We start from the raw sequence: 15183 nt of genomic DNA, 5'->3' as shown, positions 1-15183 counted from the left end.
GCCCTCCCCACAAGGGGGAGGCTAATTCATGAACTGGTCGATCTCCCTCGAGCCGCTGATCTCCTGGCCCCTGCTGGCTCTGGTGCTGGTGCCGCTGGCGCTGCTGGCGCTCATCGGCCTGTGGTTTCGCCAGCGCGGTGCCGTCTTCCGCTTCGTCGCCCTGCTGGCACTCGCCGCCGCCCTGTTCAATCCGGTGTTCCTCAACGAGGAACGCGAGCCGCTGAAAAGCGTCGTCGCCCTGGTCGTCGACCGCAGCCAGAGCCAGGATATCGGCGACCGCACCAAGCAGACCGACGAGGCACTGGCCGGGCTGCAGCAGCGTCTTGGCCGCTTCAAGCAGTTCGACGTGCGCGTCGTCGAGGCCGGCAAATCGCAAGCCGCCGAGGAGCGCACCGAGACACGGCTGTTCGGCGCGCTCGAAAGCGCTTTCCGCGACGTGCCGCCGTCGCGCATCGGCGGCGCCATCCTGATCACCGATGGCGAGGTGCATGACGCGCCCCCGGGCAGCCCCGATTTCAACGCGCCGCTGCATGCCCTGATCACCGGCAACGACCACGAGAAGGATCGCCGCATCCGCTTCGAGAACGCACCGCGCTTCGGGCTTGTCGGCAAGCCGCTCGACATGACCTACCGCGTCATCTCGACGGAAAACGAGACCGGCCCGGTCGAAGTGCGCGTCTCGGTCAATGGCGAGCAGGTCGCGGTCGAACATGCCACCGTCGGCCAGGCCATGCCGCTGCAGGTGACCATTCCGGGCGCTGGCCGCAACATCGTCGAGCTCGCCATCGACCGCGAGCCGGGCGAACTGACCGACACCAACAACCGCGCCATCGCGCTCATCGATGGCATTCGCGAAAACCTGCGCGTGCTGCTCGTCTCCGGCGAGCCGCATGCCGGCGAGCGTACCTGGCGCAATCTCTTGAAATCCGACGCCTCGGTCGATCTCGTCCATTTCACCATTTTGCGGCCGCCGGAAAAGCAGGACGGCACGCCGATCAACGAGTTGTCCCTGATTGCCTTCCCGACCCGCGAACTGTTCGTCGAGAAGATCAAGGATTTCGATCTCATCATCTTCGACCGCTACCAGCACCGCGACGTGCTGCCGATCCTCTACTACGACTACATCTCCGAATATGTCGAAAAGGGCGGCGCGCTGTTGATCGCGGCCGGCCCCGAATATGCCGGCGAAAGCTCGATCGCGCGCACGCCGCTGATGTCGGCCCTGCCGGCGATGCCGACCGGCGAGGTGGTCGACAAGGCCTTCTATCCGCGCCTCACCGACCTTGGCCAGCGCCACCCGGTGACGCGCGGGCTCGACGGTTCGGCCACCGAGCCGCCGCACTGGAGCCGCTGGTTCCGCACCATCGGCGTGCAGAATCCCGAAGGCGAAGTGGTGATGAAGGGCGCCGACAACCGGCCCCTGCTCTTGCTCGACCGCAAGGGAGAGGGCCGCGTCGGCATGCTTCTGTCCGACCAGGGCTGGCTGTGGGCGCGCGGCTTCGAAGGCGGTGGCCCGCATGTCCAGCTCTACCGGCGCATCGCGCACTGGCTGATGAAGGAGCCCGATCTCGAGGAGGAGCGGCTGACCGCCGACGGTCGCGGCATGGTGCTGGAAATCCGCCGCCAGACCATGGCCGATGCTCCCGGCCCGGCGCAGATCATCACCCCGTCCGGCAAGACCTTGACCGTCAAGCTCGACAAATCCGATCCCGGCGTCTTCCTCGGCAGCGTTGAGACCAGCGAGATCGGCCTCTACCAGGTCGCCAATGGCGACCTCACCGCGCTCGCCCATGTCGGGCCGGTCAACGCGCCGGAATTCGCCGATGTCATTTCCACGGAAAACCGGCTGAGAACGCCGGCGGAAGCCACCGGCGGCAGCGTGCGGCGACTGGCGTCATCCACGGCCCTTGGCAGTGACATTACGCTGCCCTCCATCGTGCCGGTGCGCTCTTCCGGTCAGGCCACCGGCAGCGATTGGATCGGCCTGCGCACGACGGACGACAGCGTGCTCAAGGCGGTCTCGCGCGTACCGCTGTTCGGCGGCTTTCTCGGCCTCGGCCTGCTGCTTCTGGCGATGGGTTCGATGTGGTACCGCGAGGGGCGGTAGGGCTACTCTTCCGGCTCGGTCGTGAACAGCAGCGGATAGCCCTTGGCCTTGCCGGCATCGGTCGCCCGTGTCGCCTTGGTCTCGGCGACATCCTTGGTGAAGACGGCAACAACGCACACGCCGCGCCGGTGCGCGGTGATCATGATCCTGTGCGCCTGGTCTTCGCTGAGCTTGAACTCGCCCTTCAGCACCGTCACCACGAATTCGCGCGGCGTGAAATCGTCATTGATGAGGATGACCTTGTAGAGCTTTGGCCGCTCGGTCTGCGGCTTGACCTGAGTACGCGGTTTTGTGGTGATTTCAGGCATCGGAACCGACAATTTTGCGCAAGCGACCTGGCCCGCATTCTGACACCAGCGAATTCAGCCGTCCATTTTGATTGACGCGCAAAGCCGGTCCGGAGGGCGCCGTCATTCACAACTATGTGGGAAAGTCTCGGTTGCCGTTCAACGGTCCTGGCGGCCGAAGATGCGGCGGCCGGGAATCTGCCGCGCGGCTGTGACGGACGGCAAATCGGACCGAAGGCGGTTTCCGCCCGCATCCGCCCGGCGTTCCAGCCATGCCGCGATCGGCCACGCGACGACGCAGATCAGCGTTGTGCCGGTGAGCACGATCAGCACCCAGGTCTGTGCCGGCGTGATGTAGTCCCAGTTGGTGGAAATCTCCGGCGCGAACAGCGAAGGCTCGGTGCGTCCGCTGGCCGGATCGGGCACCGGGCTGGCGGTGAGCAGGATCAGCACCCTGGCGGCGCCGGTGGCGACCAGGCCGCCAAGCACCAACGAACGCAGAGTGGACGAAAGCCGCTTCTTCATGCGGATTGTCCTACATGGCCGGCATTGCAAACGGGCTAAAGTCGGTCGGGGCGGAAGCTGCCGGCGCGAGGCTTCGGCCAAACATCGGTAGGCTAACCGTCCGCTACATCGCTGATATCAGGGCTTTCAGCGGTCGGACAGGAAGAAGGCCGCCCCAGCCGAAAAACAACTGGAACGGCCTTGTCGCAGACGGGCAAGGTATGCCCGATCTGGATTAAGCCTTCGGGGCGTCCTTCTTGACGGCCTTCGTCGGAGCCTTCTTGTGCTTCTTGGTCTTCTTGACGACCTTCTTCGGGGCAGTCTTGGCCGGGGCGGCAGTAGCCGGAGCGGTGGTGGTCGTCGAAGCAGCCGGAGCAGCGGTCGTGGTGGCAGCGGCGTTACCGAGAGCCGGCATCGCGAAGGCGAGAGCGACGGCGAGACCGGTTGCGGAGAGGATGGACTTCTTCATGGCTTCACTTCCTTTTTTAGCGGGTCGAGTTTTCGAGCGTCACTGAACCGGGTCGTTCGGCGTCACTCCAAGCAGCTTCAAAGCGTTGGCGAGCATCCGGATGCCCTGTGCCTGTTTCTTGGCGGCGCAGTACCGGTTACCCTTTCTCTGAAGTGCCTTTGCCGCGGTGACCTGCGTTGCCGCGGCATGGGTTTCGAGGGCTTCATCAAATTGGTGGCTGAGATTGGCGCACCGTTCGCTCCGGGTGGTGGGCGTCACCTTTGCGTCCGATTGTTCGACAGCGGCAGTAACCAGGCAAATGCCCAGCAACGCACCCAACAAACTGATCGACAACCTTGGCATCGGTTTATCCGTAAACCCCGAGACTAGCGTCGCAGCCGATGACCTGACCGCCACGAGACCAGTTATGCCTTTGTATTTTTTCAGGAGTTTTTCTGAACTGTAGAATTTTGTTTCTGGATTGTGTCTAAGGAAGCCGGTTGGACGCATCATCACCACTGGCCAACATATGGCCTGAATTCTATCGTGTGGGTTGCGACAGAACGGCTTGGCAATCAAACAATGACAGGGCTGCTGTGAAATCCGACGCACACATACTGATCGTCGACGACGACAAGGGCATCCGCGACCTGCTGCAGGAATTCTTCCAGAAGCGGGGCCTGCACACCTCGGTTGCCGCAGACGGCACCGAGATGGAGGCCATCCTGCGCCGCGCCCAGGTGGACCTCATCGTCCTCGACGTGATGCTGCCCGGCAAGAGCGGGCTGGAACTGTGCCGCGACCTTCGCGCCCAGTATTCGACACCGATCATCATGCTGACCGCCGTCACCGAGACCACCGACCGGGTGGTCGGCCTGGAGATGGGCGCCGATGACTATGTGCCCAAACCATTCGACCCGCGCGAGCTTCTGGCGCGCATCCGCGCCGTGCTGCGGCGCAACGGCTCCGCCGAGCCCAAGCGCGTCACCACCAAGCAGATCTACCGCTTCGCCGGCTGGACGATGGACTGTTCGCGGCGCCGGCTGATCGCCCCCGACGATGTCAGGGTCGAGCTGACCATGGCGGAATTCAACCTGCTGCAGACCTTCGTCAAGAGCGCACAGCGCGTGCTGACGCGCGACCAGCTCATCGAACTGTCTGGCGGCGACAGCGACTATTCCTTCGACCGCAGCATCGACATCCTGGTCAGTCGGTTGCGGCGCAAGATGGAAGACGACCCGAAGACGCCCAAGCTGATCCTGACCGTGCGCAGCGGCGGCTACCAGTTCCTGCCCGAGACGACCTCCGAATGAGACGTTTCCTGCCGCAGACCTTGCCTGTCTGGGTGCTGCTGATAGTCATCGCCGGCCTGCTGATCAGCCAGGTCGCGACCCTCTACATCGTGTCGCGCGACCGCGCCGCCGCCAACGACGTCGTCGACCTCTACCGTCTCAACGACCGTGCCTTCTCGCTGGTGCAGCTCATGCATGACGCCAGTCCGGAGCAACGCAAGGCGACGGCGACCGGCCTGTTCAATTCCACCTACGCGCTTACCGTCACCGACACGCCCGCGGTCACCTCGTCGATTGCCGGCGACGACGAACTGGCGGAGCTCGAAGACATCCTCGTCGGCCGGCTGTCGAAATTCGGCATCACTGATGCGCGGGTGCGGCGCGACCCGGCGACGCGCGAGGCCGACGATGCCACCGGCATGGCGCCGGGACCGGATATTGGCCAGGTCGAGCGCGACCTGCTGGTGCTGGCCGCCGACTTCGCACAGAGCGACAAGCTGACGGCGTCGCTGCGCTTTGCCGACGGCCAGTGGCTGAACTTCACCGAGCCGATCACGCCTGTCGGCCCGATCCTGAGCTTCGACAGCCTGCCGCTCTATTCGCTGATCGCAGGCCTGGTGGTGATTATGTCGATCTGGTCGTTGCGCCGGCTGACGGCGCCCTACCGGATGATGGAAACCGCCGTGAACCGGATCGGCAAGGATCTGAAGAGCCCACCGATCGCCGAAAGCGGCAGCCGCGAGGTGCGTGCTGCCGCCAAGGCGATCAATGCCATGCAGGCCCGGTTGCGCGAATATGTCGAGGACCGCGAACATCTGGCGGCGGCGCTGGCGCATGATCTGCGCACGCCGATGACAAGGATGCGTCTGCGCCTGGAGCTGTTACGCAAATCGGCCGTTCGCGAAGCGCTGGCGCACGATCTCGCCGATGTCGAGAGCATCGCCAGCTCGGTGATAGACTTCGCCACCTTTGAGGTGACCGAGGAAAAGAGCGAACGCATCGACTTCTGGTCGCTCGTCGAGTCGATCGCCGACAGCTATGACGACATCTCGTTCGATGACGACACCCGCTCGCGTGGCCTGATCTGCATGGCACGGCCGGTCGCGCTCAGGCGTTGCGTCACCAATCTGATGCAGAACGCGATCACTTACGGCAAGAAGGCGCATATCAGCCTGCGCCGCTCGGAGAACATGATCCTGCTCACCATCCGCGACGAAGGGCCGGGCATACCGCAGGCGCAGATCGACGCCGTGTTCGGCTCGTTCGTGCGCCTCGAACAATCCCGCAACCGCCAGACCGGCGGTCTCGGTCTCGGCCTGACCATTGCCCGCAACATCGCGCGGGCCGCCGGCGGAGAGATCAGCCTGTCCAACAACCCGGGCGGTGGCCTGCTGACGCAACTGCGCCTGCCGCTGGCGGCGTAGGGCGATCTGGAACCACCAGGCAGCCTTCGCTGCAGCGAAGGCTGCAGCCGAAGCCTCGCGCTACCGCCGCAGCACCGCGCTCAGCACGTCGCGGATGCCGATGGCGCCGACAAAGCGCGACTGGTCGTCGAACAGCGCCACGGGTGCGGTCTGCGAGCGATGCATGGCCAGCATCACGGTTTTCAGCGAGGTGCCGGGGTTGGCCCAGAACACTTGCGCCGCTTCCTCGGACTGGCCCTCGACATCGGCACATGACACCCAGACCGCCGGCTTGCCGTCGCGTTCGGCCGCCGCCACCAGCCCGTGGTCGTCGATCTTGAAGCGCGTCGTCTTGCGCCGGTCGAGCCACACCCAGCCATTGTCACCGTGCTCCAGGTCGCGACGGTCGCGCATCACATTCCAGGCGGTCAGCACCGACAGCGGGTTCACATTGGCGATGAAGTCGCGGACATAGTCGTTGGCCGGCCGCAGCACGATGTCTTCCGGCGCGCCGGTCTGCACGATGCGCCCGCCCTCCATGATGGTGATGTGGCTGCCGATCTTCAGCGCCTCCTCGAGGTCGTGGCTGACGAAGATGATGGTCTTCTTCAGCTCGGCCTGTAGCTGCAGCAATTCATCCTGCAGCTTGGTGCGGATCAGCGGGTCGAGCGCCGAGAACGGTTCGTCCATCAGCAGGATCGGCGCCTCGGTGGCGAAGGCACGGGCCAGGCCGACGCGCTGCTGCATGCCGCCCGAAAGCTCATGCGCGTATTTCTTCGACCACTGGTCGAGATGAACGAGCTCCAACTGCTTTTTGACGCGCTCCTTGCGCTCGGCTTCCGGAACACCGGCGAGTTCGAGGCCGAGGCCGACATTCTCCTCGACCGTGCGCCAGGGCAGCAGGCCGAACTGCTGGAACACCATAGCTACCTGCTTCTGCCGCAGCCTTCTCAACGTCACCTCATCGCACGTGACGACGTCGACGGTCTTGTCGCCGTCCTTGACAAGCACCTGACCGCGCGACACCACGTTCAGCCGGTTCACAGCCCTCAACAATGTCGACTTGCCCGAACCGGACAGGCCCATCAGCACGGAAATCTCGCCCTCGTTCACGGTCAGACTGGCGCCCGCGCAACCCAGCACATTGCCGGTCTTTTCGAGGATCTCGGCGCGGGTGGCTCCAGCGTCAATCATTGCCAGAGATCCGGCCTGGTCGGCGCCGAAGACGATATCGACGTTTCTGAAATCGACGGCGACGGTCATTTCTTGCCTCCAACGGCAATGCGGGTCATCCGGTCAAGCACGATGGCGAGCACGACGATGGCCAGGCCCGCTTCAAGCCCGAGGTCGATGCGGCGCGAGCCGAGCGCCCTGTTGATTTCAGTGCCGAGGCCGCCGGCGCCGATCAGCGCCGCGAACACCACCATCGACAGCGACAGCATGATCGACTGCGTCAGACCGGCCATGATGGTTGGCAGCGCCGAGGGCAGTTCCACCTTCCACAACAGCTGGCTCTTGGTGGCGCCGAACGCTTCGCCTGCCTCGACGATCGACTTCGGTACCGAGACGACGCCGAGATGGGTGAGCCTGACCGCGGTCGGGATGACGAAGATGATGGTGACGATGAGGCCGGGCGCGTTGCCGAGACCGAACAGCGTCAGCACCGGGATCAGGTAGACGAAGGTCGGCAGCGTCTGCATCAGGTCGAGCACCGGCAGCATGATGCGGTAGACCTTCGGCTTGTGCGCGGCCCAGATGCCGAGCGGCACCCCGATGGCCATGGCCATGGCAGCAGCAGCCACCACCAGCACCAGCGTCTGCACCGTCTGCTTCCACAGGTTCTGGTTGATGATGAAGATCAGGCCGAGGAAGACGCCAATTGCGAGCGGCCTTGAGCGCTGCAGCAGCCAGGCGATGGCGGCGATGACAAGCGCCAGCAGCACCGGCGGCACCAGCAGCAGGATGTCGACCAACCCGTCGAGCAGGAAATTGAGGCCATTCGAAAAGGCCCTGAAGACAGTGTCGAAATTGTCGGTGAGGAAGCCGAAGAACGCCTTTCCCCAGGCGCCGATCGGAATCTTGTGATCGACCATGAATTTCGAAATCGGATCCATATCGCCCCTCTCATGCAGGAGACCGCCCTGCCCTCGGCCTCTACTGTCGCAACGTCATCTTGTCACAGGATATGAAAAAGGGCAGCCTTTTCCAGAATGGCTGCCCTTTATTTCGGTCATGCCGAAATCACAGTCGGCTCAGCTTCCAAGCGCGGTCTTGATCGCCGCCGCCGCGTCGCCGCCATCGAAGGTGGTGACGCCGGCGATCCAGGGCGCAACCGCGCCGGGATTCTTCTTCAGCCAGTCGCTCGCCACCGTGTTGGCATCGCCGCCCTTGAGGATCGCGTCCATCATCTGGCCTTCCATGTCCAGATTGAACTTCAGATTGGCGATGAACTTGCCTGCATTCGGGCACTCCGTGGTGTAGCCCTTGCGCACGTTGGTAAACACGGTGGCAGCACCGAAGCCGCTGTCGCCCATGCCGTCGAGATAGGTGATCTTCATGGCGCCCATCACCGGATGCGGCGTCCAGCCGAGGAAGGCGATCCACTCATTGTTCTTCATCGACTGCTCGGCCTGCGTCAGCATGCCGGCTTCCGAGGATTCGACCAGCTCGAAGCCTTCGAGATTGTCCTTCGGGTTCTTGATCATGTCGAGGATGATGCGGTTGCCGTCATTGCCGGCTTCGATGCCGTAGATCTTGCCGTTGAACTTGTCCTTGAACTTGCCGATATCGGTCAGCGACTTGACGCCGGCATCCGCGACATAGGTCGGCACCACGATGCCGTAGCCGGCGCCGGTCAGGTTCGTGCTGATGGTCTCGACGGAGCCGTCGGCGGTGTAGTCCTTGATGTCGTTGGTCATCGACGGCATCCAGTTGCCGAGGAAGACATCAAGATCCTTGTTCTTCAGCGACGCCATGGTCACCGGCACCGACAGCTGGATCGTCTGCGGCTCGTAGCCGAGCGCGGTCAGCAGAACGGAAGCGACACCGGTCGTCGCCTGGATATCGGTCCAGCCGACATCGGAAAGACGCACCGCCTTGCAGCTTGCCGGATCGCCGGCGAAGGCAGCGCTCGTAGACAACAGAGCCGCCAGGCCGAGGCCGGCGACGAAGGAATTCATGCGCGACATAGATATTCTCCCATTGCGATTCTTAGGCGAAGCGAAGTTACGGTTTCTCTGCCCGCCTTGTTTCGTCAGCCAAACACCATTCTGGTGTGGTTTCAAGCATTAAGGCAATCACGATCAACGGCGCAGGCTGGCCAATCAGCGACACGCTTCCTGCTTTTGCACTGCGCGGCTGTCGTTTTTTGGGAGTCGGGGTCTTTTTTGGGGGAATGCGGCGGCGCCCCCTCCCCGCACCGGGACAAGTCGGCTTAAAAGGGCGGCATGGCCAAGCTCTACTTCCACTATGCGACGATGAACGCCGGCAAGACGACGATGCTGTTGCAGGCGTCGTACAACTATCGCGAGCGCGGCATGCGCACGATGCTGTTCGTCGCCGGCCACTATCGAAAGGGCGACAGCGGCCTGATCTCGTCGCGCATCGGCCTGGAGACCGAAGCCGAGATGTTCCGCGACGGCGACGATCTGTTCGCCCGCGTGGCCGATCACCACGAGCATACGACCGTGCATTGCGTCTTCGTCGACGAGGCGCAGTTCCTCGAGGAGGAGCAGGTCTGGCAGCTCGCCCGCATCGCAGACCGGCTGAACATCCCGGTCATGTGCTACGGCCTGCGCACCGATTTCCAGGGCAAGCTGTTTTCCGGTTCGCGGGCGCTGCTGGCCATCGCCGACGATTTGCGCGAGGTGCGCACCATCTGCCGTTGCGGCCGCAAGGCGACGATGGTGGTGCGCCTCGGCCCCGACGGCAAGGTGGCACGTCAGGGCGAGCAGGTGGCCATCGGCAAGGACGTCTATGTCTCGCTCTGCCGCCGCCACTGGGAGGAAGAGATGGGCCGCGCCGCGCCCGACGATTTCATCGGCTTCACCCGGGCCTGACGGGCCGGCGGCCCAATGCATGTCACCCAAAGTGCGCAGCTGTCTTGGGACAACGACGTGCATAAAGACAAGCGCCTCTGCCCGGTGCGGCCGGATCTGGCAACTTCCCAATCCCGCGACAATGCAGCGTTTGTTAAGGCCTCGGTCCTATAAGACCGCCAGCCAGAGCTCTCCGGGGTCAGCCATGTTTCGAGCCGCTTCGTCTGCCAGCATTGTTCTCCTAGCCACATCGCTTGCCGCTCATGCCGGCGGCGACCCGGCACTGGGCAAGCATGTCTTCAACCGGTGCATCTCCTGCCATGAAGCGGCCACCGACCGCGACAAGGTCGGCCCGCATCTGCTGGGCGTCGTCGGCCGCACCGCCGGCAGTGCCGAGAGCTTCCTTGGTCACTACTCCGAGGCGATGAAGAGCGCCGGTGCTGGCGGCCTGGTCTGGGATGAAGCCAACCTCGCCGAGTATCTCAAGGCGCCTCGGCTCAAGGTGCCTGGCAACAAGATGGCCTTTGCCGGCCTGACCAACGACGACGACATCGCCAATGTCATTGCCTATCTGAAGGCCGATCCCAAGCCCTGAGCAACAGCCGGCTGCGTTGCATGACGACGCAGGCTTGGCCGGATATGTTACGCCCGCAACTGGAATTCCAGAGCGTCCGCGCCAGCGGAGATTGACTGCTTTGCTGACACAGAAGTTCAATGACAGTTGAACTACGCTTGACTGTAAGCTAAACACGCCATGACCACGCCTTCACTACCTTTCAAGACCGTGGCGAATTCTTTTGTTTTCGGGGCGGGTCTTGTCTTGCGTCTTTCAATCCCCGGATGCCCCACATATATTCGCCGCTGTTCGCGACCAGCGACGTGATGCCGAAGCGGGAGGCCCCAATGGCGACATTGCAGAATTTCGATGCCGAAATTGCCAAGACCAAGCAGGTCGTGCAGGACATGCGCACCAAGATCGAGCAGTCCGGCACCGTGCTTGATACGCTGGCCACCGCCGACAAGAAGATCGGCGACGCCAATTTCGACATCGAGAACGCCCGCATCGAGGACGTGCTGAAACAGCAGAAGGTGATGGAAGGCAACATCGCCGACCTGATCATTGGTCTGGAGGACGCCACCAACGTCTTCGGCGCCGAATTCGAAAGCATGAAGAACTACACCGGCTGGGAAAACTTCGTCGGCATGTTCTCCAGCCAGAGCAAGCAACGCATGCGCACCGATCGCGTCCGCAACATGTCGCTGGCCGGCAACCTGCAGGAACTGTTGGCCAAGTCCGACACCATTGTCGGCATCCTAAAGGCGCAGAAAGAGGTCCTCGACCAGCGCTACAAGACCTCCGAGGCCAGCCTGTCGCAGGTCATCGAGCGCCGCAAGACCACCATGTCCAACCTCGAAGCCGTGCAGAAGCGCATCGAGGAACTCAACCCGATGCTGCTCGACATCGAAAACAAGATCGGCGCGTCCACCAGCCAGAAGGACCGCACGCAACTCGAAGGCGAACGCTCCAAGCTGGCGACGGAATACAATGAAAAGCAGGCCAAGGAGCAGGAGTTGCTGGCCGAGAGCCAGACGCTGGAACGCTACACCTCGATGTTCCAGACCTTCGTCGATTCTCTCAACAACCAGATCGCCGCGCAGTCGACGCTGATCAACAAGCTGACCATCGATACCGAACAGCGCATCGTGCTCTACAAGGCGCTGGAGGATTCGCTGAAGACCGCCGCCCAGCAGGACGTCGCCCACAAGATCAACACGCTTGGCAGCCAGGTCGACAACACAGCCGAAGAAACCATGGCCGGCATCGGTGCCGCCTCGCAGAAACACATCGGCGACCTGCTTGAAATGCACGAGAAGAACATGGTCGCCAGCTCCGACATCCAGCGCCGCAAGAAGCTGGCCGACGATGCCTTTGCCCGCCGCTTCGACGAGGTGCTGAAGAAGCACAACGCGTCAAATTACGTGCAGTCCTAGGGGTGACTGGACTGCCCGCGAGCGCACAGGCATGACCCCCGAAAACGAAGCGGCCGCACGGTATTTCTCGGCCATTACGGCCGCACTGAGCGGCCTTGAAGTGTTCATGCGCGACGATCGCTCGCCGCTCTACCGGCATGGCATCGTCGCCAAGATCGTCGCCGAATACATCGCCCGGCTCGACAAGTCCTTTGCCTGCTGGCGCAACCGGCTGGGCTTCATGGACACGTTCCGCATTTCGCGCGCCGAAAGCGGTTTTCCGGTCTTCCAGAACCTGCTCGAACTCGAAAACGACCGTCGCCAGGCCGACGCGCGGCTTGCCAACATTCCGCTGGCCGGCGAGTTGCGCGAGGAAATGGCCGACTTCATCCTGCGCCACAAGGAATTCCCCGAGGCGCTGCAGAAGTCGATGGCCGAACGGCTCTATCTCGAGGACGTGAAAAGCGAGAACACGTTCGGCCCCTTCACCCTGGCGCAGACGGCCAAGGTCTCGGTCAATCCAAAGACAGCGCGGCCGTATTACCTCGTCCACTGGGCAACGTTCGACGGCAGCGCCAACCTGCCGCTGGTCTACATGGTGACGGTGGAAGATTCTTCCGACGCGATGGTGCGTCAGCTCGTCGACAGCAACGGCAAGCTCAATGACAAGGTCGACATTCCGCTGCCGGTCGATGGCCTGCTCAACCCCGAGCTGGCCCACCGTTTCGACGATTTCACCGAGAAGAACTCAGCCTACACGCTGTCGCCGGCGACCATCGCGGTCAACCTCGACAAGGATTTCGAGCCGCTGCATCCCAAGCAGTTGCGCCGCGTCGTGCTCGGCCCATTCTATTCGGCGGGGATCACCGACAACAATTCGACGGTGACCGAAGTGCTGGCCAAGGTGCGCAAGCCGGAAAATGCCTGGCTGCTGACCTGGACCATCCAGGAGGTCTATTCCAAGAGCGAGAAACCCGGCCGCAAGGGGCTGTTTTCGAGCGAGAAGACGACGCAGGAATTCTTCATCAACACCGATGATCTGGAAGCCGCGCGCCAGGGCGTGTCCAGCTACGAAAACCATGCGCTGATCCCGCACGAGGCCTACCAGGCACTCTACGCCGCCGGCGAGGCGCAGAAGATCTTTGCCGGCTACAAGGTCCACATCCTGTCCAACGGACAGGTCATCTCAGACGTCTGACCGTCACACCACGGAGCACTCTTCATGGATACCGGCCTGACCACCATTCCGGAAGCTTCGATCGAAAAGCACCGGGCCACCGCGCAGAGCTTCATCACCCGCATCGTCGTGCTGGAAGACCCCTCGCGCGAGTCCGGCACGGCGCTGGCCGGCACCAACCGCCGCTTCGTCTCGACCGTTTCGGTCGGCTCGGTGCGGCGCACGCGCGAGGTCGAGCTGTCGAAGACCGTCGGCGCCGTCCATCCCGACGACCAGCTGCTGACCATCCCCCAGCACACATTGTTGTTTCGCGCCCGGCGCGGTACGGCCATCGCGTTGGCCATATCGGACGTCTTTGCCGAAGGCTCGGACCTCGAAAGCCTGCAAGCGAAAAACACCCGCGCGCCGCTCGAGGGCGACGAGGCCTCGGCTTTCAAGAAGCTTCTGTCGGCCTCGGCCTACATCTCCGCCTTCAGCCTCGCTTCCTATCTGTTCCAGCTGATCGACAGCGATGGCGAAGCGCCCAACGACATCCCCGAGCCCGACTTCCTGTTCGACACGCCGCAGGATGCGGTGAAGTCGATCCTGGCCGGCCTCGACAAGGCGATATCGGGCTCGTCCGACGATGCCGACCTGATGACCAGGGCACGCGCCTTTGCCCGCGTCGCCATCGACGGGCTGTTGGCGCGCAAGGGTCGCTTCGACGGCATTGGCCCGTTCGAGAACGCGCATATCCGCATCGATGCCGACAACTTCACCCTCGACGGTTTCGACGTCGCGCCGGGCAAGCGCTCGAAGCCGCTGGTCATGACCTTCAAGACGCCCGAAGAGGTGGTCGGCAACCACATCGCCAAATACCAGTCGGTCAAGCTCGCCAAGATGCTGATGGCCTACGACTTCGAGCGTGAGCTCAACCCCTTCGTCGAACTCGGCGGCTTCCTGTTTACCTTCATCGGCGACGGCGCCCCCGGCACCGGCAAGACGACGTTGATCCAGATGATCGCCGGCCTCGTCAACGGCTACTGCCAGGTCGCCGGCTATCCCTTCGCCTATGAGAATTTCGGCGTCGACCAGATCTCGTCCTACCAGGGCAAGTCGGGCCAGAACTGCCGCCAGTTCATCAACAATGTGCTCAATCCGCGCGTCATCGGCTTCGGCACCATCGACGACATCGACCAGGTGGCGGCGCGCCGCTCCGACGACCGCGCCTCGGCTGGCCAGCAGGAGATCACCGGCGTGCTGATGGATGCCTTCGCCGGTGCCGGCACGGTGGTGCGCGGCAACTGCTCGTTCGGCATGTTCTCCAACTATCCCGAAAATGTCGACGATGCGCTGCGCCAGCGCGCCGGCGCCCGCTGGCTGGTCGACGGTCCGCAGACGCGCGATGACTACATCGACATCTTCGTGCTGCTTGCCGGCAAGAACCACGAGATCCCGCTCGGCGACCACGATCTCTACGCCGCGCAGGAGATCCAGCGCGCCGTGACCGAGGCCTACGAGGAGCATGAGAAACCGCAGGAAGACGGGCTGATGAAGGTCTACGAGCGCTACATGAAGGAGAACGGCGCCCCGAAATCGATGGCCGATATCGGCACCTATCTGCACCTGATCAAGGATGCCGAGCCGCGCTTCACCGGCCGCGCCATCAAGAACGTCACCGACGCCATCAAGATGCGCGCCATGGATATCGAGCTTCCCGACGACTGGTTCGAGAAGCCGGAAGCCTTCATGCACAAGGGCTATGACGAGAAGAAGGCGATGATCGAGGAACTGCGCGGGCCGTTCTCGATGGACATGGTCATGCAGGAGATCAACCGCTACGCCGACAGCGAGTTCCGCTATTCCGACAAGTCCGACGACGCCGCCGTCGAAAAACTGCTGCGCGACGCACGCCTGCGCGAACGAGCCGCACGCGAGATGGAGGAAATGAAGAAAAAGGGTCTGTGGAATGCGTGAA

Annotated in this window: 15 protein-coding genes; 8 read left to right on the top strand and 7 right to left on the bottom strand. The window is 63.0% G+C overall.

All coding sequences use genetic code 11. From position 1 onward, the window contains the following. The first annotated feature begins 28 nt into the window (after positions 1-28). On the top strand, positions 29-2107 hold the full coding sequence (locus AC1DZP_RS04190) for a hypothetical protein (protein WP_477300307.1): 2079 nt from the start codon (positions 29-31) through the stop codon (positions 2105-2107). Between the two features lie 2 nt (positions 2108-2109). Here the strand turns inward: AC1DZP_RS04190 and clpS are convergent, their stop codons facing one another. The 4 genes from clpS to AC1DZP_RS04170 all read right to left on the bottom strand — a co-directional run bounded on the left by clpS (position 2110) and on the right by AC1DZP_RS04170 (position 3709). Beyond that, on the bottom strand, positions 2110-2415 hold the full coding sequence (gene clpS, locus AC1DZP_RS04185) for an ATP-dependent Clp protease adapter ClpS (RefSeq protein ID WP_477300305.1): 306 nt from the start codon (positions 2413-2415) through the stop codon (positions 2110-2112). A 138-nt stretch (positions 2416-2553) separates the two neighbouring features. Continuing rightward, positions 2554-2919, bottom strand: coding sequence for a hypothetical protein (locus tag AC1DZP_RS04180; RefSeq protein ID WP_477300303.1), 366 nt, complete (start codon positions 2917-2919; stop codon positions 2554-2556). Between the two features lie 214 nt (positions 2920-3133). Further along, entirely contained in the window at positions 3134-3367 is a 234-nt protein-coding gene (locus tag AC1DZP_RS04175; protein WP_095090827.1) for a hypothetical protein, read from the bottom strand. Between the two features lie 39 nt (positions 3368-3406). Then, positions 3407-3709 carry a hypothetical protein gene (locus AC1DZP_RS04170; RefSeq protein ID WP_457151218.1) on the bottom strand — a complete coding sequence of 101 codons (303 nt, stop codon included), beginning with the start codon at positions 3707-3709 and terminating at the stop codon, positions 3407-3409. A gap of 233 nt (positions 3710-3942) precedes the next feature. Here AC1DZP_RS04170 and AC1DZP_RS04165 point away from each other — a divergent pair, with 233 nt between their 5' ends. After that, positions 3943-4659 carry a response regulator gene (locus AC1DZP_RS04165; protein WP_477300302.1) on the top strand — a complete coding sequence of 239 codons (717 nt, stop codon included), beginning with the start codon at positions 3943-3945 and terminating at the stop codon, positions 4657-4659. Next, a complete protein-coding gene (locus tag AC1DZP_RS04160; RefSeq protein WP_477228234.1) occupies positions 4656-6062 on the top strand; it encodes an ATP-binding protein in 1407 nt (468 codons plus the stop codon). Before AC1DZP_RS04165 ends, AC1DZP_RS04160 begins: the two co-directional genes overlap by 4 nt. Before the next feature lie 60 nt (positions 6063-6122). On the opposite strand, the gene choV is transcribed toward AC1DZP_RS04160, so the two are convergent. The 3 genes from choV to AC1DZP_RS04145 form a co-directional block, all read right to left on the bottom strand. After that, positions 6123-7304, bottom strand: coding sequence for a choline ABC transporter ATP-binding protein (gene choV / locus AC1DZP_RS04155; RefSeq protein ID WP_095090823.1), 1182 nt, complete (start codon positions 7302-7304; stop codon positions 6123-6125). Continuing rightward, entirely contained in the window at positions 7301-8155 is an 855-nt protein-coding gene (gene choW, locus AC1DZP_RS04150; RefSeq protein WP_095090822.1) for a choline ABC transporter permease subunit, read from the bottom strand. Before choW ends, choV begins: the two co-directional genes overlap by 4 nt. 138 nt (positions 8156-8293) lie before the next feature. Further along, complete coding sequence (locus AC1DZP_RS04145) at positions 8294-9229, bottom strand: choline ABC transporter substrate-binding protein (RefSeq protein ID WP_095090821.1); 936 nt, start codon at positions 9227-9229, stop codon at positions 8294-8296. Positions 9230-9487: 258 nt separating this feature from the next. Here AC1DZP_RS04145 and AC1DZP_RS04140 point away from each other — a divergent pair, with 258 nt between their 5' ends. The 5 genes from AC1DZP_RS04140 (at position 9488) to AC1DZP_RS04120 (ending at position 15182) form a co-directional block, all read left to right on the top strand. Next, complete coding sequence (locus AC1DZP_RS04140) at positions 9488-10099, top strand: thymidine kinase (protein WP_457151216.1); 612 nt, start codon at positions 9488-9490, stop codon at positions 10097-10099. Between the two features lie 184 nt (positions 10100-10283). Beyond that, positions 10284-10673 (top strand): c-type cytochrome, encoded by a 390-nt coding sequence (locus AC1DZP_RS04135; protein ID WP_457151215.1) that lies wholly within the window; start codon positions 10284-10286, stop codon positions 10671-10673. A gap of 308 nt (positions 10674-10981) precedes the next feature. After that, complete coding sequence (locus tag AC1DZP_RS04130) at positions 10982-12070, top strand: hypothetical protein (RefSeq protein ID WP_477300299.1); 1089 nt, start codon at positions 10982-10984, stop codon at positions 12068-12070. A gap of 31 nt (positions 12071-12101) precedes the next feature. Continuing rightward, positions 12102-13247 (top strand): hypothetical protein, encoded by a 1146-nt coding sequence (locus AC1DZP_RS04125; RefSeq protein ID WP_095090818.1) that lies wholly within the window; start codon positions 12102-12104, stop codon positions 13245-13247. Between the two features lie 24 nt (positions 13248-13271). Beyond that, positions 13272-15182, top strand: coding sequence for an AAA family ATPase (locus tag AC1DZP_RS04120; RefSeq protein ID WP_477300297.1), 1911 nt, complete (start codon positions 13272-13274; stop codon positions 15180-15182). The last annotated feature ends 1 nt before the right edge of the window (position 15183 follow it).

The sequence above is a fragment of the Mesorhizobium sp. P2_F8 genome (genome assembly GCF_056403655.1).
Note: the sequence above shows the minus strand (reverse complement) of the source record. Positions and strands in the feature narration are given on the sequence as shown.